The organism is Corynebacterium sp. Marseille-Q2823 (assembly GCF_903645345.1).
GTDB lineage: Bacteria > Actinomycetota > Actinomycetes > Mycobacteriales > Mycobacteriaceae > Corynebacterium > Corynebacterium hiratae.
In genome coordinates, this window is record NZ_CAHJXS010000001.1 from 32,400 (window position 1) to 56,362 (window position 23,963).

Here is a 23,963-nt window from a genome sequence, read left to right on the forward strand (position 1 = left end):
AGAACAGTGCTCAACAAAAGAGAAAGGTTTAGATAATGAAGAAGATGACTCGTCGTTTCGCTGCTGGTATCGCCGCTGCGACCCTTTCCCTGGGTGTCGTTGCCTGCTCCGATGCTGAGGACGCCGCTAAGGATGCTGGCGACGCTGCACAGTCCGCCGCGTCCGATGCTACCGATGCTGCCGGTTCCGCTGCTAATGAGGCTAAGGACTCCATGAAGGACTCCGAGTCCGCTGAGGCTTCCGATTCCGAGGGCGCTGACTCCTCTGAGGCGGAGTCTTCCGATTCGGGTTCCGCTGATTCTGAGGGTGCCGAGGGTGATAAGGAGAGCGTCTCCACCGCTAACGGTGATGTAGAGGTCCCTGCCGACTTTGCGCAGGCCATCAAGGACAAGGCCGCCGAGTGGGGCGATCCGGAGTCCATCGAGTCCACCGATGCCGGTAGCGTTGCTACCTTCGCCAAGGACAAGCTGCTGGCATTCAGCGAGGGAGATGGCTCCCAGCCGATCATCGGCAAGATCGCTGAGACTTGGACCGAGGAAGGCGGCTTGGACAGCAAGGTTGGTCTGCCGACCGCCCCGGAGAAGGCTGAGGGCAACGGCTGGGTACAGGAATTCGCCAACGGCACCATTTCCTGGATGCAGGGTGAGTCCGGCGAGTACGAGGCCACCATTAACTAAGAGGGCTCACAATAGAGCCAGCTTTCTAAGAAATGCTCCGCACTGTAAAACCAGTGCGGAGCATTTCTTTGTGGTTTGTGAGGGAGCGAGCCGACTGGTGGGGATGGTGTGGCTCTGGGGATTGTCGTTTTAATACTGTTCATCTTGCACCCATGTAATTTCAACCTTTGCTCTCTAGCGTGGACGGTGTCCGGAGGTTCACAGGGACGTCCGGACAGTTCGAAAAACCACCAGCTTCACCATGCCCACCCAGGTCGTTGAGTTGGGGCGGGCATAACAAGGGAGAACCCTGCCGCTATGACCAATCCTTCCGTCCTGACCGAGCAGCCGCACGAGGCCGCTGTGGTTACCAAGACCTATGTCATCGATACCTCCGTCCTTCTCTCCGACCCTTGGGCGTTGCGTAAATTCGCAGAGCACGATGTGGTGCTGCCCATCGTCGTTATCTCTGAGTTGGAAGGAAAACGTCATCACCCGGAGCTTGGCTGGTTCGCCCGCCAAGCTCTTCGCTTTTTGGAGGACCTCCGCGCTACCTATGAGGCGCTGGATCAGCCTCTTCCCGTCAACGCCGCGGGCGGAACGCTGCGCGTGGAGCTGAATCACCAGGATCAGTCCTTGCTGCCAGCGGCCTTCCGTGGGCCGGAGGGAGACCACCGAATCCTGGCCTGCGCGCTCAACCTGCAGCACGAGGGCAAGGACACCGTCCTGGTGACCAAGGATGTTCCGCTGCGCGTTAAGGCGGGCGCCGTGGGCCTGCAGGCAGATGAGTACCACGCGCAGGACGTTGTGCTCACGGGATACACCGGTATGGCTACGGTGCAGACCACCGCGGAGGTCATCGATGAGCTCTATGGGGAAGGCGAGGTGCTTATCGACGGATCAGTGACCACCGCCGGCACCCGCGTCGAGGACCTTCCGGTGCACTGTGGCGTGACGCTGCAGGCAGGCGGGCAATCAGCGCTGGGCCGCATGACAGCCGAGGGCGCAGTGCGCTTGGTACGCGGTGATGCGAATGTCTTTGGTCTCCAGGGGCGCTCGGCTGAGCAGCGGGTAGCTTTGGATCTGCTGCTGGATCCTTCCGTGGGCATCATGTCCATTGGAGGCCGTGCAGGTACCGGTAAGTCTGCGTTGGCCTTGTGCGCCGGTCTAGAAGCTGTGCTGGAGCGTGGGGAACACCGCCGCATCGTGGTTTTCCGCCCGATGTATGCGGTGGGTGGGCAGTCCCTGGGATACCTGCCTGGCTCCGAGAGTGAGAAGATGAACCCGTGGGCGCAGGCGGTCTACGACACGTTGGAGGGTCTCGTATCGGAAAACGTCATGGATGAAGTCCAAGACCGAGGCCTCTTGGAAGTTCTCCCGCTGACCCATATTCGCGGCCGCAGCCTGCACGATTCCTTCGTCATCGTCGATGAGGCCCAGTCGTTGGAGCGCAACGTGTTGCTGACTGTCTTGTCCCGTTTGGGCCGCGGATCGCGCGTGGTGCTGACCCATGACGTGGCGCAGCGAGATAACCTGCGCGTGGGCCGGCATGACGGTGTGCAGGCAGTCATTGAAAAGCTCAAAGGGCATGAGCTCTTCGCTCACATCACGTTGCAGCGCTCTGAGCGCTCTGCCATTGCGGAACTTGTCACCGATTTGCTGGAAGGTGAGAACTAACTCGTTCGCGAATGGCGATCTTGTAGGGGTCTGCTTGGCATTGGTCGTGCGTGCTCAGTAATAATTGTCCTATGAGCGACAACGCGAAAGACAAGAAGAAGGATTTCCGCATCCGTCCATTCACTGCGGCGGACTACCCGCAAATGCGCGAAATCTACGAGCAGGGCCTCAACACCGGCCACGCTACCTACGAGACCCGGTCGCTGACCTTCGAGGAGTTTAAGAACGTCAAGATCATGTCGTCAGTCTTCGTTGCGGTGGAGGCGGACGATGACTCGAAGGTTCTCGGCTGGGTCTGCGCTGCGCAAGCGTCTACCCGCACCGTGTTCCACGGCGTGGTGGAGGATTCCATTTACCTGAGCAAAGAGGCCCAGGGCCGCGGTATTGGCGGCGCCTTGTTGGATCAGCTCATCGAGGTATGCCGTGACCTGCACAAGTGGGCCATCCACTCATGGATCTTCCCGGAGAACGAAGGTTCTGCCGGGCTGCACAAGTCCCGCGGCTTCGTCAAGGTGGGCACCTACTCCCACATGGCAAAGATGACCTACGGCGAGCTCGCCGGCCAGTGGCGCGATACCGATGTATACGAGTTGCTTCTGCCTAAGCCGGAGGAAAAGAAGGCAGCAGCCAACGAGAAGAGGAAGTAATTATCTCACTTTTCTAATATCAGGGCAGGAGTGGGGATAGAATAGAACCTGTTCTCATCCACTCTCTATCGAAGGCGAATCATGTCTTTCCGCACCTCTGTGCTTGCCCTTTCTACCGCCGTAGCCGTGTCGACCGGTGCTTTTGTAGCGCCCGTTGCCACGGCTGCTGAGTTTCCACCTGCTGGCTCCGTTCCTGTAGCAGAGCTCAACGTTAACTATCCCGATGGCGCTCTGGCATATGTCTTTGCCGAGCCGGTCATGCAATCCGACATTGACTTGGTTACCCGCCAAGTTCGTCAGCTGCGCGGCAAGGCTTGGGATGCGAATCTTCCCTTCGACGGTGCAACGCTGCAGCAGGCAGCTGCCGCTGCGGGCTTTCACACCCGTGAAGAGTATATGAATGCGATTTCTTGGGATCGTGGCCTTGAGCACGCGGTTTTGCAGCGCGCTGCGGAGGAGAATTTGGATTTCAACCACGAGCGGCTCCCTGGGGTAGGGGCCTTTGGGGTCATCGATAATCTGTTGGCCGGAGAAAATCTCACCACGGCAGACATGCCGGGCGCTATTGCATCGTGGTCGACGGATAGCAACCAAGGCTCCAGTGAGTGGGAACAGCTTGTTCGTGCAAACGGACAAAGGAATCCACAGAATGGCCACTTCTACTCGATCATTGATCCCGTTCACGTAACTTTTGCTCAGGCACAGGTAGGAAAGGTCACCGCAGGCTTCTTCTCCAATCGCGATATGCCGGGTGAACCCGCTCGCATCACCGGCCGCCACGCATTCCCCATCGCTGTGCCGGAAAGTGCAGTCAATGATGCCGAACTGATGACGACTGGAGGCACCTCGGTGGGAAGCCAAGGCAGCCTGGGCTTGAGCATCGATGGATTCTGGGGAGCGAAGCTAGGGGTGCCGGTGGCGTCGCCAAGCTCAAGCGATCCTGAGGTTCTTAAAGTCAACGAGGACGGTACCTACGAGGCTAAGTCGGAGGGAACCGTGACCGTCACCTTTAACACCTATGTGGTGCGCAATGGTCAGCCCCAGTTGTCGGACAACCAAGTCACCAAGATCGTGCAGGTGACCAAGAAGTCTCTTGCTGGAAACCTAAGCTCCGGTGGTGCGGATGCTGGAACCATCGTGGGCATCATTGCAGGCGTGCTTGCGCTCATTGGCGTAGCTGCCCAGGTGGCTCGCCAGTTGGGAATTCTGCGTTAAATACTCTGGTATGAAAAATCCTCGCTACGTCATTGTTCGTAGCGAGGATTTCTTGTTGTTGAGCGGGGACCGACGTCCTAGTCGATGGTCTCCTTGAGGTGCTCCTCCCGCACCGGCAGGATGAGCAGGAGAGCGATGATAGCCATCGGGACCATGAGCAGGATGACCGGGGTGAGGCCGTCGTTGTAGGCGTTGAGGATGACGTCGCGGATGGGGTCCGGAAGCTGTGCCACCATCGACGGGGTCAGGCTAGAGGAACCGCCGCCCTCAGCGCTGAACTTTTCTGCAAAGGGCGCGCCAGCCTTGCCCATGGAAGCAATGGCGGCAGGCATGTTGGCTGCCAACTCATCCTTCATGTTGTGGATGAACAGCGAACCCACCAAGGAGGCACCCATGGCGGAACCGATCTGGCGGAAGAAGTTGTTGGCCGCCGTTGCGGTGCCCACCAGTGCCACGGGGAAGGAGTTCTGAACGATGAGAACGAGCACCTGCATGACGAAGCCGAGGCCGATGCCGAAGACGAGGAACTCAGCGCCAAGTTGAGTCAGGGAGGTATCCACAGTCAGCTTCGACATCCAGAACAGCGCGCCTGCCGTAATGGCGAGACCGATGATGGGGTAGCGCTTGTAGTGGCCAGTTCGGGCGATGATGAATCCCACTGTGGTAGATGTGCCGATCATGCCGAGCATCATCGGGATCATCATGAGGCCCGCCTTGGTCGGCGTCAGTGTATGCACCATCTGCAGGTAGGTCGGCATGTAGCCCAGCACGCCGAACATAGCCAGCCCCAGCACCATGCCGGCGGCCGTCGTGAGCACCATGTTGCGGTTCTTAAACAGCAGAACTGGGATCAGAGGCTCCTTGGCCCGCTTCTCGACGAAGACCGTGATGACAGCACCGATCACAACGATGACGGCCAAGGTGAGAATGACGGGATCCGACCACTCATACTGGGTGCCGCCCCAGGTGGTCATGAGGATGAGCGAGGCGGTCGTGATGGCAATGAACGTGGCGCCCAAGGCATCAAACTTGCGCAAGTCAGTATCACCAACGCGCAGGTGCAGAACGAGCACACAAACGGTCATGGCGAGAAGACCGAGGGGGATATTCATCCACAGGCCCCAGCGCCAGCCGGGACCATCAGTGAACCAGCCACCGAGGACTGGGCCGAGGACGGAGGACAAGCCGAAAACGCCGCCCATGATGCCCATGAACTTGCCGCGCTCACGAGCCGTGGTGACCTCAGCAATGATGGACTGGGAGGAAATCATCATGAATCCAGCGCCGAAGCCCTGAATCGCGCGGCCGATGATGAGCAGGTTCATAGAGTTGGCGAAGCCGCCCACGGCGGAACCGATGACGAAGGTGGCAATGCCGCCGATGTAGAGCCACTTGCGGCCCATCATGTCACCGAGCTTGCCGGAGATGGGCATAGCGATGGTCATGGTGACCAGGAAGGCGGAGATAACCCAGCTCATGTGGTCGACGCCGCCGAGCTCGCCGACGATGGTGGGCAGGGCGGAAGCGAAGATCATCTGCCCCAGGGAGCTCATCAACATGGTGAGCACGAGGGCAGAGAAGACGAGGGCAAGGTTGTTTTCCGGCTTGCCGTTGTCAGCGTGGGACGCCGACGGTTTCGCGGTAGCTACCATGAAAGTCCTTTCGAATAGTTGTTGATGAGCATGAGTGCGGAATCAAAGCGCTGCTCAAAGGGGATGTCGCAGCTGAAGTCTGGGGAGGTGGTGGCCAACCAGAAAGCCTCACGGATGGTGACAGCAATGAGGAGTGCCTCCGTGTGCGGGGAGACATCCGGCATGGTCTTTAATGCTGGCTCCTTCTCCAGCCGCTGGGTGAGTAGCTCAAGGACTTCGTTGGACTTGGCACGCTTTCTGCTTAAGGACGCCGCCGCTGCGTCCGCATCGCGGGAGATACGGCGGCGTCGCTCAGCAATCTCCCTGTTGGCGTGCTGTCCAATGAGGTGTTCCTTGATGAGGTCTACGGCCAGCTTGAAGAGGTTCTCCGTGGGGGTTTCGAGCAAATAGCTCTTCTGCTCCTGGGAAAATTCTTGGCTGGGGTTGCCCAAGACAGCTGAGTCCTTGGAATCGAAATAATTAAAGAAAGTACGCCGGGAAATACCGGCCTTCTCACAAATCTCCTCCACCGTAACTGCAGCAAAGCCGTGCTCGTCTACCAAGAGGGTGGCAGCATCCTCTATACGTAGGCGAGTTTTTAGGCGTTTTTGCTCGCGTAATGACAATTCTTCTTGCACAGAGTGCAATCCTACACTCAGTGCAAGTTTGCACCAAGTGCAATGCTGGTGATTCTCATGATGGCGGGACGATTTTTATGGCGCAGCGCACAGGAAAGGAGATAAGAACAGCAACCCCATCCTTCGCGTCCACCGGCAGCGTGGGCTGTGGCTGGTTAAGGCTCGCCGTGAGCGCGAAGGGCGCGAAGTGATGGCTAGGAAAGAAACTCTCAAGCCTAAAACTGCCCTAGTTGACGAAGTTATTGCCAGATCTTGAGGCGGAGGCTATAACTTTGGCAGGACGGGCAGTTTGGCTACCCCGACCCTGCTGTTGGCCCAGCGGGGTGGATGGGAAAACGGCGAAGCCGCCCTCCCGAAGGAGAGCGGCGGCGTGGGCGAAAGCGAGCTTAGAAGTTGTCGCGGTCGCGGTTGGTCATGGTGAGAACGTTGAGGCGCTCATCGAGCTCTTCCTCGGTGAGGTTCTCGCCGTCAACGAAGCCGAGGTCGATGACTGCCTCGCGGACGGTGATCTTCTCGTTCAGCGCGTGCTTAGCTGCCTTGGCGGCGTTCTCGTAGCCGATCTTGGAGTTCAGCGGGGTGACGATGGAGGTGGAGGACTCCGCAAACTTCTTCATGCGCTCCTCGTTGGCCTCGATGCCGTCGATGCACTTCTCGGCGAAGACGCGGGAGACATTTGCCAGCAGGCGGGAGGACTCGAGGACGTTGCGGGCCATCATCGGGATGTAGACGTTGAGCTCGAAGTGGCCGTTGGAGCCGCCGAAAGCAACAGCGGCGTCGTTACCGATGACCTGGCTGACCACCATGGTGGCGGCCTCGCTCAGGACCGGGTTGACCTTGCCCGGCATGATGGAGGAACCCGGCTGCAGGTCCGGGAGGTGGATTTCTGCCAGACCGGTCAGCGGGCCGGAGCCCATCATACGAATGTCGTTGGCAATCTTGTTGAGGGAGATAGCCACGGTGCGCATGGCGCCGGAGAACTCGACGAGGGCATCGCGGGCAGCCTGGGCCTCGAAGTGGTTCTTGGCCTCGGAGAGCTGGTCAATGCCGGTGAGCTTCTTGAGCTCCTCGGTGACCTTGCCGCCAAACTCAGCGTCGGTGTTCAGGCCGGTACCGGTAGCGGTGCCGCCGATAGCCAGTTCACCCAAGCGTGGCAGGGTGGCCTCAACGCGCTCGATGCCGAGCTCGATCTGGCGAGCGTAGCCGCCGAACTCCTGGCCCAGGGTGATCGGGGTGGCGTCCATCAGGTGGGTACGGCCGGACTTGACCACGTCAGCGAATTCCTTGGCCTTGGCCAGAAGAGAGTCGTGGAGCACCTTGAGGCCCGGGATGAGGTCATTGACGGCAGCCTCAGTTGCCGCAACGTGGGTTGCGGTGGGGAAGGTGTCGTTGGAGGACTGGCCCATGTTCACGTGGTCATTCGGGTGGATCTCCACGCCATTGTTGTGGGCGATGGAGGCGATGACCTCGTTGGTGTTCATGTTGGAGGAGGTGCCGGAGCCGGTCTGGAAGACGTCAATCGGGAAAGCGTCATTGTGCTTACCCTCTGCGATCTCGGTGGCGGCGGCGATGATGGCGTCAGCCTTCTCCGCATCGAGCTTGCCGGAGTCCTTGTTTACCTGGGCGCAGGCAGCCTTGAGGAGGCCGAGTGCGCGGATCTGAGCATCTTCGAGGCCGCGGCCGGAGATCGGGAAGTTCTCCACGGCGCGCTGGGTCTGGGCACGCCACAGGGCGTCGACCGGAACCTTTACCTCGCCCATGGTGTCGTGTTCAATGCGGTATTCAGTCATGAATTCACCTTTTCTGTGAAATGAGTTTTGTTGGGTTCTTTATGTGTGCCGTGGCACGGCATTCATGGCCACCGTAGCACTCTTCCTGGGAAAGTGGACTAGCTTTCCTGATCGTGGGGGTTGGTGTAGTCCACCACGGAATATTCCTGCAGCTTAGCCAGCTTATGGATGGAGTCGACGTAGCGGATGGTGCCGGACTTGGAGCGCATGACCAGAGAGCGGGTGGTGGCGCCGTTCGGTCGGTAGGAGACACCACGGAGCATATCGCCGTTGGTCACGCCGGTAGCGGCGAAGTAGCAGTTCTCGGAAGAAACCAGATCGTTGGTGGTGAGGACGCGGTCGAGGTCGTGGCCAGCCTTGCGGGCCTTCTCTGCTTCCTCCTCATCCTTGGGCCACAGCTTGCCCTGGATTTCACCGCCCATGCACTTCATGGCGCAGGCGGTAATGATGCCCTCCGGGGTGCCGCCAATGCCCATCATGAGGTCGATGGAGTTGCTGTCCTGGCAGGTGGCGATGGCGCCGGCAACGTCACCGTCCATGATGAGGCGAACCTTGGCGCCGGCTTCACGGATCTCGCGGATGAGGTCATCGTGGCGGGGGCGGTCGAGCACGACGACGGTCAGGTCAGCCGGCTTGATGCCCTTGGCCTTGGCCACGGACTTCACGTTCCATGCCACCGACTCATTGAGGTCGATGGCGCCGACCGCCTCGGGGCCAACAGCAATCTTCTTCATGTAGAAAACAGCGGACGGATCGTACATGGTTCCGCGCTCGGCAGCAGCAATGACGGAAATAGCGTTCGGGCGGCCCTCAGCCATGAGGCGGGTGCCGTCAACCGGGTCGACGGCGATGTCCATCTCGGCGCCCTGGCCGGTGCCGACCTTCTCGCCGTTGAAGAGCATCGGGGCCTCATCCTTCTCGCCCTCGCCGATGACGACGACGCCGTTCATCTCGACGGAGTTGATGAGCTTGCGCATAGCATCCACCGCGGCGCCGTCACCTTCATTCTTCTGCCCACGGCCAACCCAGCGACCCGAGGCGAGCGCTGCTGCCTCGGTGACGCGCACCAGCTCCATGGCTAGGTTGCGGTCGGGGATATAAGACGTGTTATCAGACATGTGTGATTAGTCCCTTTCTTTTCAGGTGGCTCGGCCCGGGGTGGGGGACAACCCGGAATACAAATTCTATTCTTCCACTTTTCCTGCCCACTCAAGCCCGAATGCCTCCCCCAGAAGAGGGGCGGGGGTGCACCACCTACCGAAAAGGCAGGTGAGAGGGCGCTGTCGCGTGTGTCGGAGGCGTCGTGCCATACTGGGCGGGTGGCATCTGAAGATAAACCAAAGATTTTTGAGGACGCGCGTGATATCACCCTGACGGTGGGCATCATCCTCATCATGATGTTCCTGGCCGTCGGGGCAACGGGACTGTGCTCGATAAATCCGGAAAAGTCCGGGCCTGTGCAGAATGTGGATGCCGCTACCTTCCTGGAGATGGAAGCGCGCGGTAGCGGGGCGGTCATTCGCGAACCTGTCATGCCGGAGGGCTGGCAGCCGACGGCCGCGCGGCGCAAGCAAGTGGGCAGCGAGTCCGGTGCCGTTGTGAGCTGGCTGACCGCGAATGAAGGATACGTTGAGTCGGCACAGACCCAGCTAGCGCTTGAGGATGTCCCCACCGCTTACGATTCCAACTATCGAGCCAACTCCGAGCGGCGTGAGGTAGCGGGTCAGGACGTGGAAATCCTGAGCAGCGACGACAAGGACGTTCGCCCCCTGTGGATCACGGACTTGGGCGATGCCCGCCTTATCCTTACCGGCTCTGCCTCCGACGCGGATTATGAGGCGGCTCTGACCGCATTCGTCGAGGCCGAGCCGCTCCAGATCGCTGAGGACGGCAGCGTCGTCAGCGATTAACTAGTCAGCGAAACGTCACGCTCTGCAGCGCGCCGTCCCATTCCACCTCGACCGCGTCGCCAGCAGCACTGCGCAGGGTCTCGGGGTCGAGCCCGCTCAGGCGGGTCTTAGCAAGGTAGATATCCACCTTTTCGTGCTTGGACTTGCCTGGGAATAAAGAGACCTCGCTGAGTTTCCCTTCGGTGAAGCGCAAGACAATGGAGCCGGAAAAGTAGCTGATTTCTTCGCCGTTGTCGGTGTGCGGGGTGCCGAAGAATTCCTCGGCGAGCTGGCGCGGATCACCAAAGACCATGGCCCCTGCTCCGCCGGACTTGGAGACGAAGTCGACGCGATCTCCCGGGTAGCCGTAAATCTTCATTTAAACCTCTCCTGTTTCCGTTTGTGCTTCTGCGTTGTCCGGGCTGTCCGCATTCTTGCGGAGGGCCTCCTCTACGCGCTTGGAAGCGCCGTCGAGGTGTGCCTCGCAGGCCTTGGCCAGTGCCTCGCCGCGCTCCCAATATTTCAGAGACTCGTCCAAGCCCATCTGCCCGAGCTCGAGGATCTTCACGGTTTCGATAAGTTCATCGCGTGCCTGCTCATAGCTCAGCTCCTCGACGGGCGGGAAAGCGTCTTGGCCGGGCTGGCCGGCGCCAATCGTGTCAGTCATGAGGGATAATGCTTCTTTCTTACTGGTTCTGTATAAAGCGTTCTGTTTAATCCGCAGCCTGGGAGGCCATGGCGGCGGCGGTGATCGAGCCATCACCCACACGGATGCGCAGTTGCGAACCCGGGGGCGATTGCGTGTAGCTCGTAACGACCTCCGGCCCGCTGCCATCGCGCGGAAGGACCTGCACAATGGCATAACCGCGCTCGAGAGTGGCCGAGGGGCCTAGGGCGGAGACACGCGCACGCAACGAGGCTACCTGGTTACTTTCTCGGTCCAGCTGATGAGTAATGACTCGCCGGATCGACGCAACGTGGCGTTCGAGTTCCTCGCGGCGCGCGGTGATCGGCACCATAGGGTCCGCGAGGACTGGGCGGGAGCGAATGCTCTCGAGCCCGCGGCGCTCCCGTTCCACCCAGCCGCGCAGCGCAGCCGCCATGCGGGAACGCGCTTCGGAAATCACTGCGTATTCCTCAGCAGCAGAGGGCACAACGCGCTTGGCCGCGTCGGTGGGGGTGGCGGCGCGGAGATCGGCGACGTCGTCAAGCACCGGGTGGTCCGGCTCGTGGCCGATGGCGGAGACAACCGGGGTGCGGGCGGCGGCCACAGCGCGCTGGAGGGCCTCCTCGGAGAAGGGGAGCAGGTCTTCCACCGACCCGCCGCCGCGGGCGATGATGATGACATCGACCTCTGGGTTGGCATCGAGGGTCTGCAGCGCGTCAATGACCTGGGTAACTGCCGTGGCTCCCTGCACCGCTGTGTTGATGACCTCGAACTGGACTGCCGGCCAGCGGTCTTGTGCCACCGAGAGGACATCGCGCTCAGCGTGGGAGCCACGGCCGGTGATGAGTCCGATTTTCTTTGGCAGGTAGGGAAGCGGCAGTTTCCGAGATGGATCGCACAGGCCCTCCTGGCGTAGGTGCTGGCGCAGCATCTCTACTCGGGCGAGGAGATCGCCGATGCCAACGTGGCGAATCTCAGTAACCCAGAGGGAGAAGCTACCGCGCCCAGCGTAGAAGGCGGGCTTGCCGTAGACCACGACGCGGTCGCCGTCCTTGAGCGGCGAGGGAGCATTCCGGATGAGCGACGTGTTGCAGGTCAGCTGGACAGATTTCTCCTGTTCCACGTCACGCAGGGTGATGTAGGACAGTTTCCACGTCGGCTTCATGTTCAGCTGGGTGATCTGGCCCTCCACCCAGAGGAAGCCGAGGCGCTCGATCCAGCCTTTGACTTGGTCATTGACCTTGCCGACGGGCCACGGTGTCTCCGCGGAATTGGCCGGTTGGTTCACGCGCAGTCCTTTCTCTTGAGTGGTCTGTGCTTCGGGGCGTGCTCCGTCTAGTGTATGGGGCGCGCCGGACATCCGGGCTCACCGGTCACTTGCGGCGGGCGGGAATCGGCGGGAACTACAGTATGTGGGCAACTTTAGATACTCTGGTTGGCATGACTGAAACTGCAAAGAAGGTGCTCCTCGCGGCTCCCCGCGGCTACTGCGCCGGCGTGGACCGCGCTGTTGAGACAGTGGAAAAGGCGCTGGAAAAATACGGCGCTCCCATCTACGTGCGCAAGCAAATCGTGCACAACCGCTTCGTCGTTGAATCCCTGGCCAAGCGTGGCGTCATCTTTGTGGAGGAGGCCTCCGAGGCCCCCGAAGGTGCTCACCTGGTATTTTCTGCGCACGGCATCGCGCCGAGCGTGCGCAAAGAGGCCGAAGAGCGCAAGCAGCTAACGCTAGACGCCACGTGCCCGCTGGTGACCAAGGTGCACAAGGAGGCCCAGCGTTTTGAGCGCGACGGCTACCAGATTCTGCTGATCGGCCACGAAGGCCACGAAGAGGTCGAAGGTACTGCCGGCGAGGCCCCAGACGTCACCCACCTGGTGGATGGTTTGGAGGGCGTCGACAAGCTGCCGGACTTCCTACACGAGGAAAAGCTCATCTGGCTGTCCCAGACCACGTTGTCGGTGGATGAGACCATTCAGATCGTCAACAAGCTGCGCGAGCGCTTCCCGCACTTGGAAAACCCGCCGTCAGACGATATTTGCTACGCCACGCAGAACCGTCAGGAGTCGGTCAAGGCCATCGCCCCGAAGTGTGATCTCATGATCGTTGTCGGCTCCCAGAACTCCTCCAACTCCAAGCGCCTGGTCGAGGTTGCCCTGGAGGCAGGTTCGAAGACTTCTTATCTGGTGGATTTCGCCTCAGAGATCGATGAGGCCTGGCTTGAAGGCGTGAACACCGTTGGCGTCACGTGTGGTGCCTCCGTGCCTGAGCTGCTGGTGCGTGAAGTGCTCGAATACCTGGATGAGCGTGGCTACAGCGACGTTGAGCAGGTGACCACCTCCACGGAGACCATCACGTTCTCGCTGCCGCGCGATCTGCGCCCGGCACGTACTGCGAGCTAGTCCTCGTCGTAGAGGTTTTCCTCGAGCGGCTGGGGGGACCGCTGGGGGCGCCGCGCATTCTCCGCTGCTTCAGCGGCGGCGCGGCGGAAATCCTCCTGCACGTCGGTCTCGGGGGACGCGTGGCGGAGCTGGGCGCGCTCTTCGGCCTGCAGGCGGCGGCGTTCCTCACGGTTGCGCTCTCGGACCCGTCCAGAACTCGTGTTCTCCCGGGCAATGAGCTCTGCCACGGAGAGCCGCTCAGAGCGGTTGCGGCGGTCGGAGGCAGCGTCGGCGCGGCGCTTCTTTTGTGCTTCCGCTTCTCGGCTCTTCGCGTGGTTGTTGCTGCTCCATATACGCATGACCGCGAGCAGCGCACACGCCAAGACCGTGACGATGAGCACTGGGAAGTGCTGTATCAGTGGGAAGGCCGTGGTGAGAAGCGCGGTCTTGGAAAACGGAGAGGCGCCTTCCGGCAAGGCAGCCGTCGAGTTAATGAACCCGCCGCCTACGGTTCCTAGCGCGTAGAGCAGCGGCAGGGTGATCACCAACAAGTAGAGCCCGCGGATCTCCACCAACCAGGTGAGAGCGAGCGAGCCAAGTCCAAAGATCAGGGCGAACGGCAGGGCAACCTTGCCGAGCACACCTGAGACTGCCAAGGCCACAAGCGTCACGACGAGCGCGACGAGGAGCGCTCGGGTAAGCGGCATCCCACGGCGGGGAGGGCGGCGACGATTTTTGGCAACAGACACGACCAGAGAGCTTACCGGGATTGGTGACCAAAACGTTATTCATCGTGGGCGCGCCGCGGCCAAGAACCGACACTGCGCGGCTCCACCGGTAGGCGGTCAACGCGGGCGGGCACATCTAGTTCCTTGAGCCGCCGCGCGGTGACCCCGACGCGGGAGTCCAAGCTGGCCAAACTCGCGTTATAAGCCTCAACCGCGCGCTCGAGGCCGCGGCCGACCTTGTCATAGTGCTCGTTGAGGGTATTAAGGCGCGTGTAGAGCTCACGTCCCAAGCGCTGTACCTCGCGGGCTTTGTCGGAGATTTCTTCGTGCTGCCAGCTCACCGCCACGGTGCGCAGGAGGGCGAAGAGAGTGCTCGGCGTGGCGATGACGATGTTGCGCTCGAATGCGAACTCGAGCAGCTCGGCATCGATGGATAGCGCGGCGTCGACGAAGGTATCCGCGGGAACGAAGAGGATTACAAACTGCGGCGTGGGGGAGAAAGCCTCGATATAGTCCTTAGAAGCCAGTGCTTGGACATGTGAGCGCATCAGGTGCGCGTGGCGCCGGAGATACCCTGCCCTTTCTTCCGGATCCTCAGTCTCCATGGCGTCGAGGTAGGCGCTGAGTGGAACCTTGGCGTCGACCACAATGCTGCGCCCACCCGCCAAGTGGATGACGAGGTCAGGGCGGACCACCGAACCGTTGATGCGAGCGCTGACTTGGGAGTCGAAGTCCACGTGTTTGCGCATGCCGCCGAGCTCGACCACGCGTTCCAGCTGTACTTCGCCCCAGCGCCCGCGGACGTTCGGCGAGCGCAGCGCGCCGACCAACTTGTCAGTGCGATCGGAAAGCCGCGTCGAGGTGCGCGTTACCGCTTGAACTTGGCTGCTGAGTGCGGCGAGCGATGTCGCGCGATCCTCCTCAATTTCCTGCAGTTGCAGGCCCAAGCGGTCCATGGCCTTTTCCAGCGGGGCAAGCTCTGCTTGGCGGCGTTGGGATTCTTGCAGCGCGCGGTGTTCTTCGGAGGGCTGGGAAGACTGCGCGGAATAGGCGCGGGCCAGCCAACCGAGGGCGGCGCCAATGATGAGGCCGAGGAAGAGGAGCAACACGGGAAGGGTAGACGTCATGTCTGTCATCATGACATGCGCCCCGGACACGCCCCGCTAGTTCTTGTCCTTCGACTGCAACATCTGTTCGAGAGCGCCGATGGCGCGCTTGATTCCCGCGCGGGCGCCGCTATCGCGCTCGCTGAGTTCCGCGTCAACATCGACCTTGCGGTCCAGCGGGCTCGTGCCATCGCTGGCGACGTCTTCCGCCGCGCCTTCCGGGGCAGCGTGGTCTGGGACGGACAGCCATTGCTCGCGTTTGTGGTCACCTTGCTGTTGGGTATAGCGCCCGATGAGGAAGCCTGCCACGGTAGAAAACTCCAACTCCTCGGCGGTTCTCTCGCCGGATTGGAGCATCACCATGTCTTGGAAGTAGCGGTAGACCACCGCGATGGTGGCGGCAACCGGCACGGCGAGGAAACCGCCAATGAGGCCAAAGAGCGCGGAGCCGACGGTCACGGAAATCAGCACGATAACCGGGTGCAGGTTCATCGCCTTCGACTGCAGCCACGGGGAGAGCACGTTGCCCTCGAGCTGCTGGACCAGCAGGACCAAGCCAAGCACCAGAAGCGCCTTGGTGAAGCCCAAAGACACCAGCGCGATGGTCACGGACAGTGCGCCGGCCACAATTGCGCCGACAAAGGGGATGAAGCCGGCGATGAACGTGATGATGGCCAGGGCCATGGCCAAAGGCACACCGATGAGGGCGAGGCCGAGGCCGATAAAGACGGCGTCGACAAGCGAGACGACAGCCTGTGCCCGCACGAAACCACCCAGCGTGGTCCACACACGGGTTAGCAGCTCAGTCAAGTGCCAGCCGGTGCGGCGGCCCGTCGCTTGGCGCAGCCACGGCAGGAAGTTGTGTCCGTCCTTGAGGAAGAAGAAGGTCAGCACCACGATGATGAAGAGCGTGACCACGATGGAGGTGGCCGTGCCGATTCCGGTGAACACGGAGCCCGCAATGGAACCCGCCTGGCGCTGCAACCACAGGGCGATTTCATCGATGTAGCCGCCGATCTCATTCGCGTCGAGGTTGAGCGGCGGGCCCTGTGCCCATAGCTGCAAGCGTTGAATTCCCTCCACAGTCTGCAGATACAGTGTTTGGGACTGCCGTGCGAAGTCCGGCGCAATGAACATGAAGAGGGTGCCCACCGCAGTAAAAGACACCAGAATGGTCACTGCCGCAGCGAGGGCTGACGGCAATCCCTTTCGCCGCATGGCGCTCGCAATGGGGGCCAGCACGGTGCAAATAATCAGCGCGATGAGGACGGGCAGGATGCCGCGCCAGAAGTTGCCCAGCATGCGGAATGAGGCATAAAGAAAGACGCCAATGATGGTCAGTCGCAGTGCCCACAGTGATGCGGATTTGATGACCTCGCCGACCACCACGGAGCGATCCACTTGGTTGCCTGGCGGGTGTGCGGAGACAGCGTTCAGCGAGGCAGCATCGACGGAGTCATCGAAGCGCCCGCCAAGTGCTGCCTCTGCTGCGGCAAGCTCAGGCGAGGATGCATTGGGGGATGGCTGATCAGAACTCACCCCACCATCTTGCCTTAAAAGATCCGGGGTGCGTTAGGATTGGCCCCGTGAGTCTTACACTTGGAATCGTCGGCCTGCCCAACGTGGGCAAGTCCACTTTGTTTAATGCCCTGACCCGTTCCGACATCTTGGCGGCGAACTACCCGTTTGCCACCATTGAGCCGAATGTCGGCCTCGTTGAGCTCCCCGATTCCCGCCTGAACCGCCTAGCGGAAATCTTCAGCTCCGAGCGCATCCTCCCGGCCACCGTGTCCTTCGTGGACATCGCCGGCATTGTCGAAGGCGCTTCCAAGGGTGAAGGCATGGGCAACGCCTTCCTCGCCAACATCCGTGAAGCTGACGCCATCTGCCAGGTGGTGCGAGCCTTCGCCGATGAGAACGTGATCCACGTTGACGGTGAGGTCAACCCGGCGCACGACATCTCCGTTATTAATACCGAGCTCATCCTCGCGGACCTCCAAACCATTGAGAAGGCCCTGCCTCGTCTGGAAAAGGAAGCCCGCAAGAACAAGGACCTGGCAGAGACCGTGGAAGAGACCAAGAAGGCCCAGGCCATCTTGGAAGATGACCGCACCCTCTTCGCCGCTTCCAAGAGCAACGAGATCGACCTCTCCCTCCTGCGCGAGCTGCACCTCATGACCGCGAAGCCCTTCCTTTATGTCTTCAACTCGGACGAGGCCGTGCTTACCGATGACGCCAAGAAGGAGGAGCTGCGCCAGCTCGTCGCCCCTGCGGAATGCGTTTTCCTCGATGCCCAGACCGAAACCGACCTCCTTGAGCTCGATGAGGCGGAGGCACTCGAATTGCTCGAGTCGGTGGGCCAGGAAGAGCCCGGCTTGGCGACGTTGGCCAAGGCCGGCTTCGCCACCCTTGGCCTGCAGACCTACCTGACCGCAGGCCCGAAGGAAGCTCGCGCGTGGACCATCAAGCAGGGCTCCGCAGCACCGCAGGCTGCGGGTGTTATCCACACCGACTTTGAGAAGAAGTTCATCAAGGCCGAAATCGTCTCCTTCGATGACTTGGACGCCGCTGGCTCCATGGCGGAAGCCCGCAATGCTGGCAAGGTGCGCCAGGAGGGCAAGGAGTACATCATGCAGGATGGCGACGTCTGCGATTTCAAGATCGGCGGCTAACTCGTGCGCTCATAGCGCGTAGGCTGTGGGCATGAGTATCACCCACATCCTCGAACGCGCAGCAGAGGCCACGCAGTGGCAGGAGGCCCTTTACAAGGATCTGCACCAGCATCCTGAGCTCAGCATGGAGGAGGAGCGCACCCGCGGTGTTATCGCGGATAAGCTCCAGGAATTTCCAGGAGTTGAGGTGCTGGAATTCGGCGGGGGAGTCGTCGGCATCCTCCGCAACGGCGAAGGCTCGACCGTCTTGGAGCGCGCCGATTTCGACGGCCTGCCCATCACAGAGGACACCGGCCTGGACTACTCCGCTACGGGTGAGGCAATGCACGCCTGTGGGCACGATGCCCACGTGACCGCCTTGCTCGGCGCCACTGAGGCACTGGCCAAGGCAACCGATTCGTGGTCCGGTACCTTCATCGCCCTTTTCCAGCCGGGTGAGGAAACCGCCGAGGGCGCGCAGTCCATGGTGGACGCGGGACTCACCGAAAAAGTCCCCACGCCCGATGTGGCCTTTGGCCAGCACATCTTCATTGATAAGGACGCCCCAGCCGGCACCGTACTGATTGCGCCCGGCCCGGTCTTGTCGACAGCGACCTCACTCACCGTCACTGTCTATGGTCACGGTTCTCATGGCTCGATGCCGCACCTCAGCGTTGATCCGGTGGTGCTCGCCAGCTCCATCGTTCTGCGGCTGCAAACAGTTGTCTCCCGTGAGGTCGATCCGCACCAGTTCGCCGTATTGACCGTTGGCGCACTGCAGGCGGGTTCGAAGGCCAATATCATTCCGGATTCGGCGACCTTACGCATCAACATCCGTGCCTATGACGAAGACGTCCGGGCTCAGATCGTCGAGGCGATTCACCGCATTGTTAAGGCGGAGTGCCGGGCAGCGATGTCCCCGCGCGAGCCAGAGTTTGTGCAGAGTGATAATTACCCCCTCACCGTCAACGATGACGACGTGACCGACAAGGTGCGCGCGCAGCTTATCGACGTCCTCGGTAGCGACAACGTTCTCGACATGGAGCCGTGGACCGCCTCGGAGGATTTCTCTCGCATCCCCGATGCCTTCGGCGCTCCCTATTGTTTCTGGGGTTTCGGCGGGCGTGCCGATGGTGCGTCAATTCCCAACCACAACCCGCGCTTTGCTCCGGAGCTGCAGCCGACGCTGACCACTGCGACGCAGGCACTCATCGCCGCGGCCTACGCCTACGTGGGTAATTAATCCTCCATCGCCGATTGCACCACGGAGAGTACCGTGCGCCGCGCCGCGGAATTATCGAGGTGGGAATCCACCAGCGTGACGAGCGCCTCCAAAACCAGCAGGAAGGCCACTCGGGAGGCATCCTGCAGCTCCGCGCGAAACGTCCCATCAGGGGAGGGGATGACCAGCGTGTAGGAGGCGAGCTCCGCCAGGGGCGAGGAGGTAAACGAGGTCAGTGCGATGAGCTTTGCACCCGCTTCGAAGGCTGCAGTGGCGGCGTTGAGCGTGAGCGTGGTCGACCCGGATCCGGAGACCACGAGGCACACACTGTCTTTATCTAATTGCGTCGCGGCGATGTGCTGGCCCATGGCCTCCGCCACGAACTCGGCGGGGCGCCCGATACTTGTCAGTCGCAGCGCCATGGTTTGCGCTAGGGGAGCGGAGAGGCCGTTGCCCACGACGAGGACGCGCCTGGCCTGTGCCAATACCTCCACCGTTGCGGTCAGCTCATCCTCATTGAGCAGGGCAGTGAGCCCATGCACGTAGTTGCTAAAGGAGGCAATCTCGGCGGACATGCGGCCGACGTGGGTGGAGTCGGCGTCGGGAAGCGGCTTCGGGCGCTGCGCGATTTCCTGGGTGAGCGCTACGCGCAGTTGCTGGTATCCGTCATAGCCCAGCGCCTTCGCGGTGCGGATGACGGAGGTACGCGACGTTCCCACCTTAGCCGCCAGCTGGTCCGCAGTGGCGTGTAGGACAAAGTCCATGTCCTCGAGTATGGCCTGGGCCACGCGCTGTTCGATGGGCTGCAGGCTCGGCATGCGCGTGGTGATGTGTGCGGAAGGTGGGGCAGTATCAGTCATAGAGTCTGGGGATTTGTTTAGGTGTACTTAGCTGCCACGATCCGGCGGCGGATGGCGCCGGAGATGGCGTCGATGGACATGGTGATGACAATGACGACTATAAGCAGAACACCAACGACGTCCCACTGTCGGTACTGCGTATAACCGGTGAGCATGTCGCCGATGCCACCGACACCAATGAGGCCGAGGACCGCAGAGGTACGCACGTTGATCTCAAAGCGATAGAGCGCCAGGGATGCTAATTCAGGCTGGACGATGGGCCACGTTCCCCAACGCACCATTTCTGCGAGGGTGCCGCCAGAGGCTTTGACGGCCTCAGCCGGGCCGGTCGGCGCGGTTTCGATGGCCTCATAGGTCCACTTGGCGTGCGTGCCGATGCCGCCGATCGCCAAGGCGAGCGCACCTGTAAAAGGAGTGAGTCCAGTGACCGTCAGGATGATGATGGCGATGATGATCTCCGGGACCGCGCGGATGATGGCGAAGAGTGCGCGCAGCGGAAGGCATACCCAGCCCGGGGAGACAGTGTTCGCGGCGAGGACGCCGAGGATCGTAGAAAGCACTACGCCGAGAAGCGCGCCGATCCACGCCATGGCCACGGAGCGCCACGTCTGAAGGAGCGCTTCACCAAGCTTGGACCAGTCCGGGTTCGAAAACATGAGTACGAGGTAGTGCCAGATGTTGGCGGGGAGCTCTTTGAGCGCGGACAAGTTGACATCGATATAGCCGAAAGACAGCGCGAGGATGACCAGAATTCCGGCCCACGCAGCCCCGACACCCCAGCTGCGGGAACGTGAAGGTAGCGCGGATGGTGCAGTTGCTGGAAGTGTAATGCTCATCGCAACCTCTTTCGCAGGTTGACGGATACGACCTCGAGGGCGATGACGACGACGAGCAGCTCCAGCACGATGGCGGAAAGCGCATCGTAGCGGTAGAAGCCGCGGACCTCGTCGATGAGCAAGCCAATGCCACCCGCGCCAACGAGTCCCAATACCGCGGAGATGCGGACGTTGAGCTCGAGAGAGTAGATGACCTGGCTGGCAAAGGCGGGCCAGGTTTGTGGGAGAGCAGTCACGCGATTGATCTGATTCTGCGTGCCGCCGGCCGCGCGGCCAGCCTCCATGTAGGAATCATCGGCAGAGTCGATGGCCTCGGAGACGAGCTTGACCACGATGCCGACGTCGAAAAGCACCAGCGTGATGATGCCCGGGAGGGAACCCACACCGAGCATGGCGACGAGAATGGTGGCGTCCACGAGATCGGGCCCCGCGCGGATAACGTTGACGATACCGCGCACGAGCGTGCGCCACGGCGTCGACGGATTCGTCGGGCGCGCGGCCCACAACGACAGCGGAAGGGCAATCACCGCGGAGATGGCGGCACCCACCACGGCCATGGCTAGGGTCTCGAGTAGAGGCTCCCACGTGCGCGGAAGGATCGACCAATCCGGGGTGAACATCTGCGCGAGCCTGTCGGCACCGTTGCGCCAGTTGCGTGCGATGTGACCCAGGTTGATGTCAATTCCGCCCCAGGCGGGGATGCACGTGGCGATGGTCAACGCGATGAACGCGGCGATCCCACCGAGAATGCCGGGCCAGTTGCGCTGACGAGGAGGAAGCACGGCTGTCATACTGCGCTCCCTTGGCTCCCCAGCTGGTCCTCCTCGCGGATCCGACGGCCATAAATGGCCTCGAAATCCTCCACGGTGGACCCCTGGGCGGGGCCATCGAAGACGATCTTGCCGTGGCGAATGCCGATGATGCGGGTCGCGTAGTCCTGGGCCAAGTCCACAAGGTGCAGGTTCACCAGGGTGGTCAGATCCCGCTCGGTATTGATGCGGCGTAGATCCTTCATGACGGAGTGCGCGGTAGGCGGGTCGAGGGAGGCGACGGGTTCATCAGCCAGCATGATCGCTGGCTTCTGGGACAACGCGCGGGCAATGGCCACGCGCTGCTTTTGACCACCAGACAAGGCGCCGGCCTTGTTCCACGCCTTGTCGAGGATGCCCACGGATTCCAATGCCTCGGCGATAATCGCTTTGTCCTCCGACGTGGAGATGCCCAGCAACGTGCGCCAGCCAGGGTTGTGGGAGAAGCGGCCAACGAGCACGTTGGCGAACACACTCGCGCGATCTGCCAGGTTGAACTCCTGGAAAATCATGCCGATGCGGCCACGGAGCTTACGCAGCTGGGAGCCTTTCGCGGCGGAGATCTCGTGAGGACCAACGAAGGTCTTTCCCGACGTCGGCTTAACAAGCCCGTTAATGCTGCGGATGAACGTGGACTTACCGGAACCCGAGAGACCGACGATGGCGACGAATTCGCCGGGAGCTATGTCCACGGAGACGTCGTCAAGCGCCAGCGTTCCGTTGGGGTAGCGCACCGAGACATTCTCGAACCGAATGCCCCACGCCTTCTCCTCCGTCATAGGGAACCTTTCTGAGTGGGAAATGGGCAGTGGAGGAGCGCGAACCTACTGTGCGAAGCGCTCGTTGACCTTGCGCGCCATGTCAATGGATTCCTTCTTAGCCGGAACCCAGTCGGTGATATCGAAGATGGCGGACATCGTGTCTGGGTCGACCTCAGAGAAACCATCCATGAGTTCGGTGATTTCCTTGCGGCGCTCTTCTGGGACATCGTCCGAAATGACGACGCCGCCGTTGGGGTACATGTCGGTGTATCCGAAGACGACGAGCTTCTCAGCCAAGTCAGGAGCCTCGGACGGGTCGATGGTGGAGCGTGCGTCCCAGAAGCTAAAGCCCACCTCGGCATCGCCGTTATAAACCGCCATGATGGAAGCATCGTTGGAGGTCACCGGGACCTTCTTGAGGCTATCGACGTCGATACCCTGGGATTCCATGGCCATGACCGGCAGCTGGTAGCCGGCCGGGGAGGTGGCACCGAGCATAGCGACGGTGGTCTCACCATCGATCTTCTTCAGCGCCTCGAGGCCCTTCGGCCCCTGGCCCTTGTTCTCGTCTGCGGTGGCGGTGCCGTTGCAGTAGAGGTACTCGGCGCCGCTCGCAGCATAGGTGGACTTGACTGGCTCATCCTCGCAGTACTTGTCCGGGTTGTTGGTGACGAACTGGCCGGCGTAGGAATCCGCGCCGAAGCGCTCATCTTGCAGCACAGCGTGAGCACCGTACATGTCTTCAGCGGAGGCCAGCTGTGCAGCGGAGGCGATGGCGATGTCAGCCTGGCCGGAGCCGATGGCTTCGACGGCGGCCTGGTAATCCTTGGTCACGACACCCTCAACCTCCACGCCGAGCTCCTCAGAGAGGTAATCGGTCAGCGGCTTCGCGGTGGTCACCAGGTCATTGACCTTCTCGTTTGGGATGAGCGCGAGGGTGAGCTTCTCATCGGAGCCCTTGGCAGAATCGGAACCGTTATCGGAGTCGGAAGAGCAGGCGGTGAGGGAGAGGGACAGGGTAAGGGCGGTGGCGGCAAGAGCGGTGAAGCGGCGCATAATGAATGTCTTTCTGTGCGTGTGTTAAAAAGCGGAGGTCAGTTCGGGAAAGATGTCGGTGACGCGGGTGACGCGCCAAGTCGGGTCAGCCTCAGGGGAGGTTGCGAAGGGGGAGTCAACGAGCACGGTGCGTCCGCCTACGGCGGCCACGGGTGCGAGGTCGAACTCCCAAATATCGCCGAAGGAGATGAGGTGAGTCGGATCCGTGTCGGCGAGATCGGTGTCCAGGATGCGGGTCAGTCCTTCGGGTTTGCCCACCCTGGTGTAGACGGTGTCGAAGGACCTGTCGAGGCCCAGTGTGTGAAGGGCAGCGCTAAGACCAATCTCTGGAGAGTTCGTCGCCAGAATGGCGCTGCCGGGGTAGGAGGCAAGGAATTCGGCAAGCCCCTCAGGGGCGGTGATGCCGGTGTCGGCGAGGTTCTCCCGGGAAGCCATATATGCCTCCTGGCAGGTCTCTTCCGGCACGTCGAGTTCGGCGGCGAGAGTGCGGACGAGGTGGTAGCCGTCGCGTGCTGAGCCGACGTTATCGGAGTTCAGCAGCGCTTCGGCGTCTTGAGCAATGGATGGGTGCCCGGCTTTCTCTGCAATGAGGCGCGCATAGGCCAGAACGGGGCCGTGGCCAAGGCTGACGGTCCCGTCAAAATCGAAGAGAAGGACTGGGCGAGTTATGTCTGTGGACATAAAGTACAAACTAACGGCGGTTTATGTACTTCGCGACCGCACGCGGTAAACATTCAGTGAACAGTGC

General features: G+C 61.2%; 24 protein-coding genes. 8 read left to right on the forward strand and 16 right to left on the reverse strand.

Translation table 11 applies throughout. The annotated features are described in order from the left end of the window. Positions 1-35: 35 nt before the first annotated feature. The 4 genes from HWX44_RS00145 (at position 36) to HWX44_RS00160 (ending at position 4,195) form a co-directional block, all read left to right on the forward strand. Complete coding sequence (locus HWX44_RS00145) at positions 36-677, forward strand: LGFP repeat-containing protein (RefSeq protein WP_046648335.1); 642 nt, start codon at positions 36-38, stop codon at positions 675-677. A 297-nt stretch (positions 678-974) separates the two neighbouring features. Continuing rightward, complete coding sequence (locus tag HWX44_RS00150) at positions 975-2,333, forward strand: PhoH family protein (RefSeq protein ID WP_046648336.1); 1,359 nt, start codon at positions 975-977, stop codon at positions 2,331-2,333. Positions 2,334-2,404: 71 nt separating this feature from the next. Beyond that, complete coding sequence (locus tag HWX44_RS00155; protein ID WP_046648337.1) at positions 2,405-2,980, forward strand: GNAT family N-acetyltransferase; 576 nt, start codon at positions 2,405-2,407, stop codon at positions 2,978-2,980. An 81-nt stretch (positions 2,981-3,061) separates the two neighbouring features. Continuing rightward, on the forward strand, positions 3,062-4,195 hold the full coding sequence (locus HWX44_RS00160) for a hypothetical protein (protein WP_175972770.1): 1,134 nt from the start codon (positions 3,062-3,064) through the stop codon (positions 4,193-4,195). 77 nt (positions 4,196-4,272) lie between these two features. Here HWX44_RS00160 and HWX44_RS00165 read toward each other — a convergent pair whose 3' ends face one another. The 4 genes from HWX44_RS00165 to glpX form a co-directional block, all read right to left on the reverse strand. Next, positions 4,273-5,847 carry an MDR family MFS transporter gene (locus tag HWX44_RS00165; protein WP_046648338.1) on the reverse strand — a complete coding sequence of 525 codons (1,575 nt, stop codon included), beginning with the start codon at positions 5,845-5,847 and terminating at the stop codon, positions 4,273-4,275. Further along, a complete protein-coding gene (locus tag HWX44_RS00170; RefSeq protein ID WP_070701636.1) occupies positions 5,841-6,464 on the reverse strand; it encodes a TetR/AcrR family transcriptional regulator in 624 nt (207 codons plus the stop codon). Before HWX44_RS00170 ends, HWX44_RS00165 begins: the two co-directional genes overlap by 7 nt. 386 nt (positions 6,465-6,850) lie before the next feature. Beyond that, positions 6,851-8,251, reverse strand: a complete 1,401-nt coding sequence (locus HWX44_RS00175) for a class II fumarate hydratase (protein ID WP_046648340.1) — start codon at positions 8,249-8,251, stop codon at positions 6,851-6,853. A 98-nt stretch (positions 8,252-8,349) separates the two neighbouring features. Further along, positions 8,350-9,369 (reverse strand): class II fructose-bisphosphatase, encoded by a 1,020-nt coding sequence (gene glpX, locus HWX44_RS00180; protein WP_046648341.1) that lies wholly within the window; start codon positions 9,367-9,369, stop codon positions 8,350-8,352. Between the two features lie 201 nt (positions 9,370-9,570). Here glpX and HWX44_RS00185 point away from each other — a divergent pair, with 201 nt between their 5' ends. Then, positions 9,571-10,161, forward strand: a complete 591-nt coding sequence (locus tag HWX44_RS00185; RefSeq protein ID WP_175972771.1) for a DUF4245 domain-containing protein — start codon at positions 9,571-9,573, stop codon at positions 10,159-10,161. A 4-nt stretch (positions 10,162-10,165) separates the two neighbouring features. Here the strand turns inward: HWX44_RS00185 and HWX44_RS00190 are convergent, their stop codons facing one another. From HWX44_RS00190 to xseA, 3 genes are read right to left on the reverse strand one after another with little or no spacing between them, the layout of a single operon-like run. Further along, positions 10,166-10,519, reverse strand: a complete 354-nt coding sequence (locus HWX44_RS00190; protein WP_046648342.1) for a hypothetical protein — start codon at positions 10,517-10,519, stop codon at positions 10,166-10,168. Further along, positions 10,520-10,807, reverse strand: a complete 288-nt coding sequence (locus HWX44_RS00195; protein WP_070510275.1) for an exodeoxyribonuclease VII small subunit — start codon at positions 10,805-10,807, stop codon at positions 10,520-10,522. It lies immediately after the preceding gene. A gap of 46 nt (positions 10,808-10,853) precedes the next feature. Continuing rightward, positions 10,854-12,095 (reverse strand): exodeoxyribonuclease VII large subunit, encoded by a 1,242-nt coding sequence (gene xseA, locus HWX44_RS00200; protein ID WP_175972772.1) that lies wholly within the window; start codon positions 12,093-12,095, stop codon positions 10,854-10,856. Between the two features lie 152 nt (positions 12,096-12,247). Here xseA and HWX44_RS00205 point away from each other — a divergent pair, with 152 nt between their 5' ends. Then, the gene (locus HWX44_RS00205) at positions 12,248-13,207 is read left to right on the forward strand and encodes a 4-hydroxy-3-methylbut-2-enyl diphosphate reductase (protein WP_175972773.1); all 960 of its coding nucleotides are present in this window, start codon (positions 12,248-12,250) and stop codon (positions 13,205-13,207) included. Here the strand turns inward: HWX44_RS00205 and HWX44_RS00210 are convergent. The 3 genes from HWX44_RS00210 to HWX44_RS00220 are packed head-to-tail and all read right to left on the reverse strand — an operon-like array spanning position 13,204 to position 16,559. After that, the gene (locus HWX44_RS00210; RefSeq protein ID WP_232745399.1) at positions 13,204-13,935 is read right to left on the reverse strand and encodes a DUF6542 domain-containing protein; all 732 of its coding nucleotides are present in this window, start codon (positions 13,933-13,935) and stop codon (positions 13,204-13,206) included. The two genes, HWX44_RS00205 and HWX44_RS00210, sit on opposite strands and share 4 nt — an antisense overlap. 35 nt (positions 13,936-13,970) lie before the next feature. Further along, positions 13,971-15,041 carry a DNA recombination protein RmuC gene (locus tag HWX44_RS00215; RefSeq protein WP_070701687.1) on the reverse strand — a complete coding sequence of 357 codons (1,071 nt, stop codon included), beginning with the start codon at positions 15,039-15,041 and terminating at the stop codon, positions 13,971-13,973. Between the two features lie 36 nt (positions 15,042-15,077). Then, positions 15,078-16,559 (reverse strand): AI-2E family transporter, encoded by a 1,482-nt coding sequence (locus HWX44_RS00220; RefSeq protein ID WP_102233802.1) that lies wholly within the window; start codon positions 16,557-16,559, stop codon positions 15,078-15,080. A 47-nt stretch (positions 16,560-16,606) separates the two neighbouring features. On the opposite strand from HWX44_RS00220, the gene ychF reads away from it, so the two are divergent. Both ychF and HWX44_RS00230 read left to right on the forward strand, forming a co-directional pair. Then, the gene (gene ychF / locus HWX44_RS00225; protein WP_070546558.1) at positions 16,607-17,692 is read left to right on the forward strand and encodes a redox-regulated ATPase YchF; all 1,086 of its coding nucleotides are present in this window, start codon (positions 16,607-16,609) and stop codon (positions 17,690-17,692) included. A gap of 31 nt (positions 17,693-17,723) precedes the next feature. After that, entirely contained in the window at positions 17,724-18,914 is a 1,191-nt protein-coding gene (locus HWX44_RS00230) for an amidohydrolase (RefSeq protein ID WP_175972774.1), read from the forward strand. Here the strand turns inward: HWX44_RS00230 and HWX44_RS00235 are convergent. Genes HWX44_RS00235 through HWX44_RS00260 form a run of 6 tightly spaced genes read right to left on the reverse strand, consistent with a single transcriptional unit; the run spans position 18,911 to position 23,896 of the window. After that, complete coding sequence (locus HWX44_RS00235) at positions 18,911-19,753, reverse strand: MurR/RpiR family transcriptional regulator (RefSeq protein ID WP_175972775.1); 843 nt, start codon at positions 19,751-19,753, stop codon at positions 18,911-18,913. The two genes, HWX44_RS00230 and HWX44_RS00235, sit on opposite strands and share 4 nt — an antisense overlap. Before the next feature lie 17 nt (positions 19,754-19,770). Continuing rightward, the gene (phnE, locus tag HWX44_RS00240; protein WP_175972776.1) at positions 19,771-20,589 is read right to left on the reverse strand and encodes a phosphonate ABC transporter, permease protein PhnE; all 819 of its coding nucleotides are present in this window, start codon (positions 20,587-20,589) and stop codon (positions 19,771-19,773) included. Continuing rightward, positions 20,586-21,380 carry a phosphonate ABC transporter, permease protein PhnE gene (gene phnE / locus HWX44_RS00245; protein WP_175972777.1) on the reverse strand — a complete coding sequence of 265 codons (795 nt, stop codon included), beginning with the start codon at positions 21,378-21,380 and terminating at the stop codon, positions 20,586-20,588. Before phnE (HWX44_RS00245) ends, phnE (HWX44_RS00240) begins: the two co-directional genes overlap by 4 nt. Further along, positions 21,377-22,177 (reverse strand): phosphonate ABC transporter ATP-binding protein, encoded by an 801-nt coding sequence (gene phnC, locus HWX44_RS00250; protein ID WP_175972778.1) that lies wholly within the window; start codon positions 22,175-22,177, stop codon positions 21,377-21,379. Before phnC ends, phnE (HWX44_RS00245) begins: the two co-directional genes overlap by 4 nt. A 45-nt stretch (positions 22,178-22,222) precedes the next feature. Beyond that, positions 22,223-23,215 (reverse strand): phosphate/phosphite/phosphonate ABC transporter substrate-binding protein, encoded by a 993-nt coding sequence (locus tag HWX44_RS00255; RefSeq protein WP_175972779.1) that lies wholly within the window; start codon positions 23,213-23,215, stop codon positions 22,223-22,225. A gap of 24 nt (positions 23,216-23,239) precedes the next feature. Continuing rightward, positions 23,240-23,896 (reverse strand): HAD family hydrolase, encoded by a 657-nt coding sequence (locus tag HWX44_RS00260; protein WP_175972780.1) that lies wholly within the window; start codon positions 23,894-23,896, stop codon positions 23,240-23,242. Positions 23,897-23,963 lie beyond the last annotated feature (67 nt).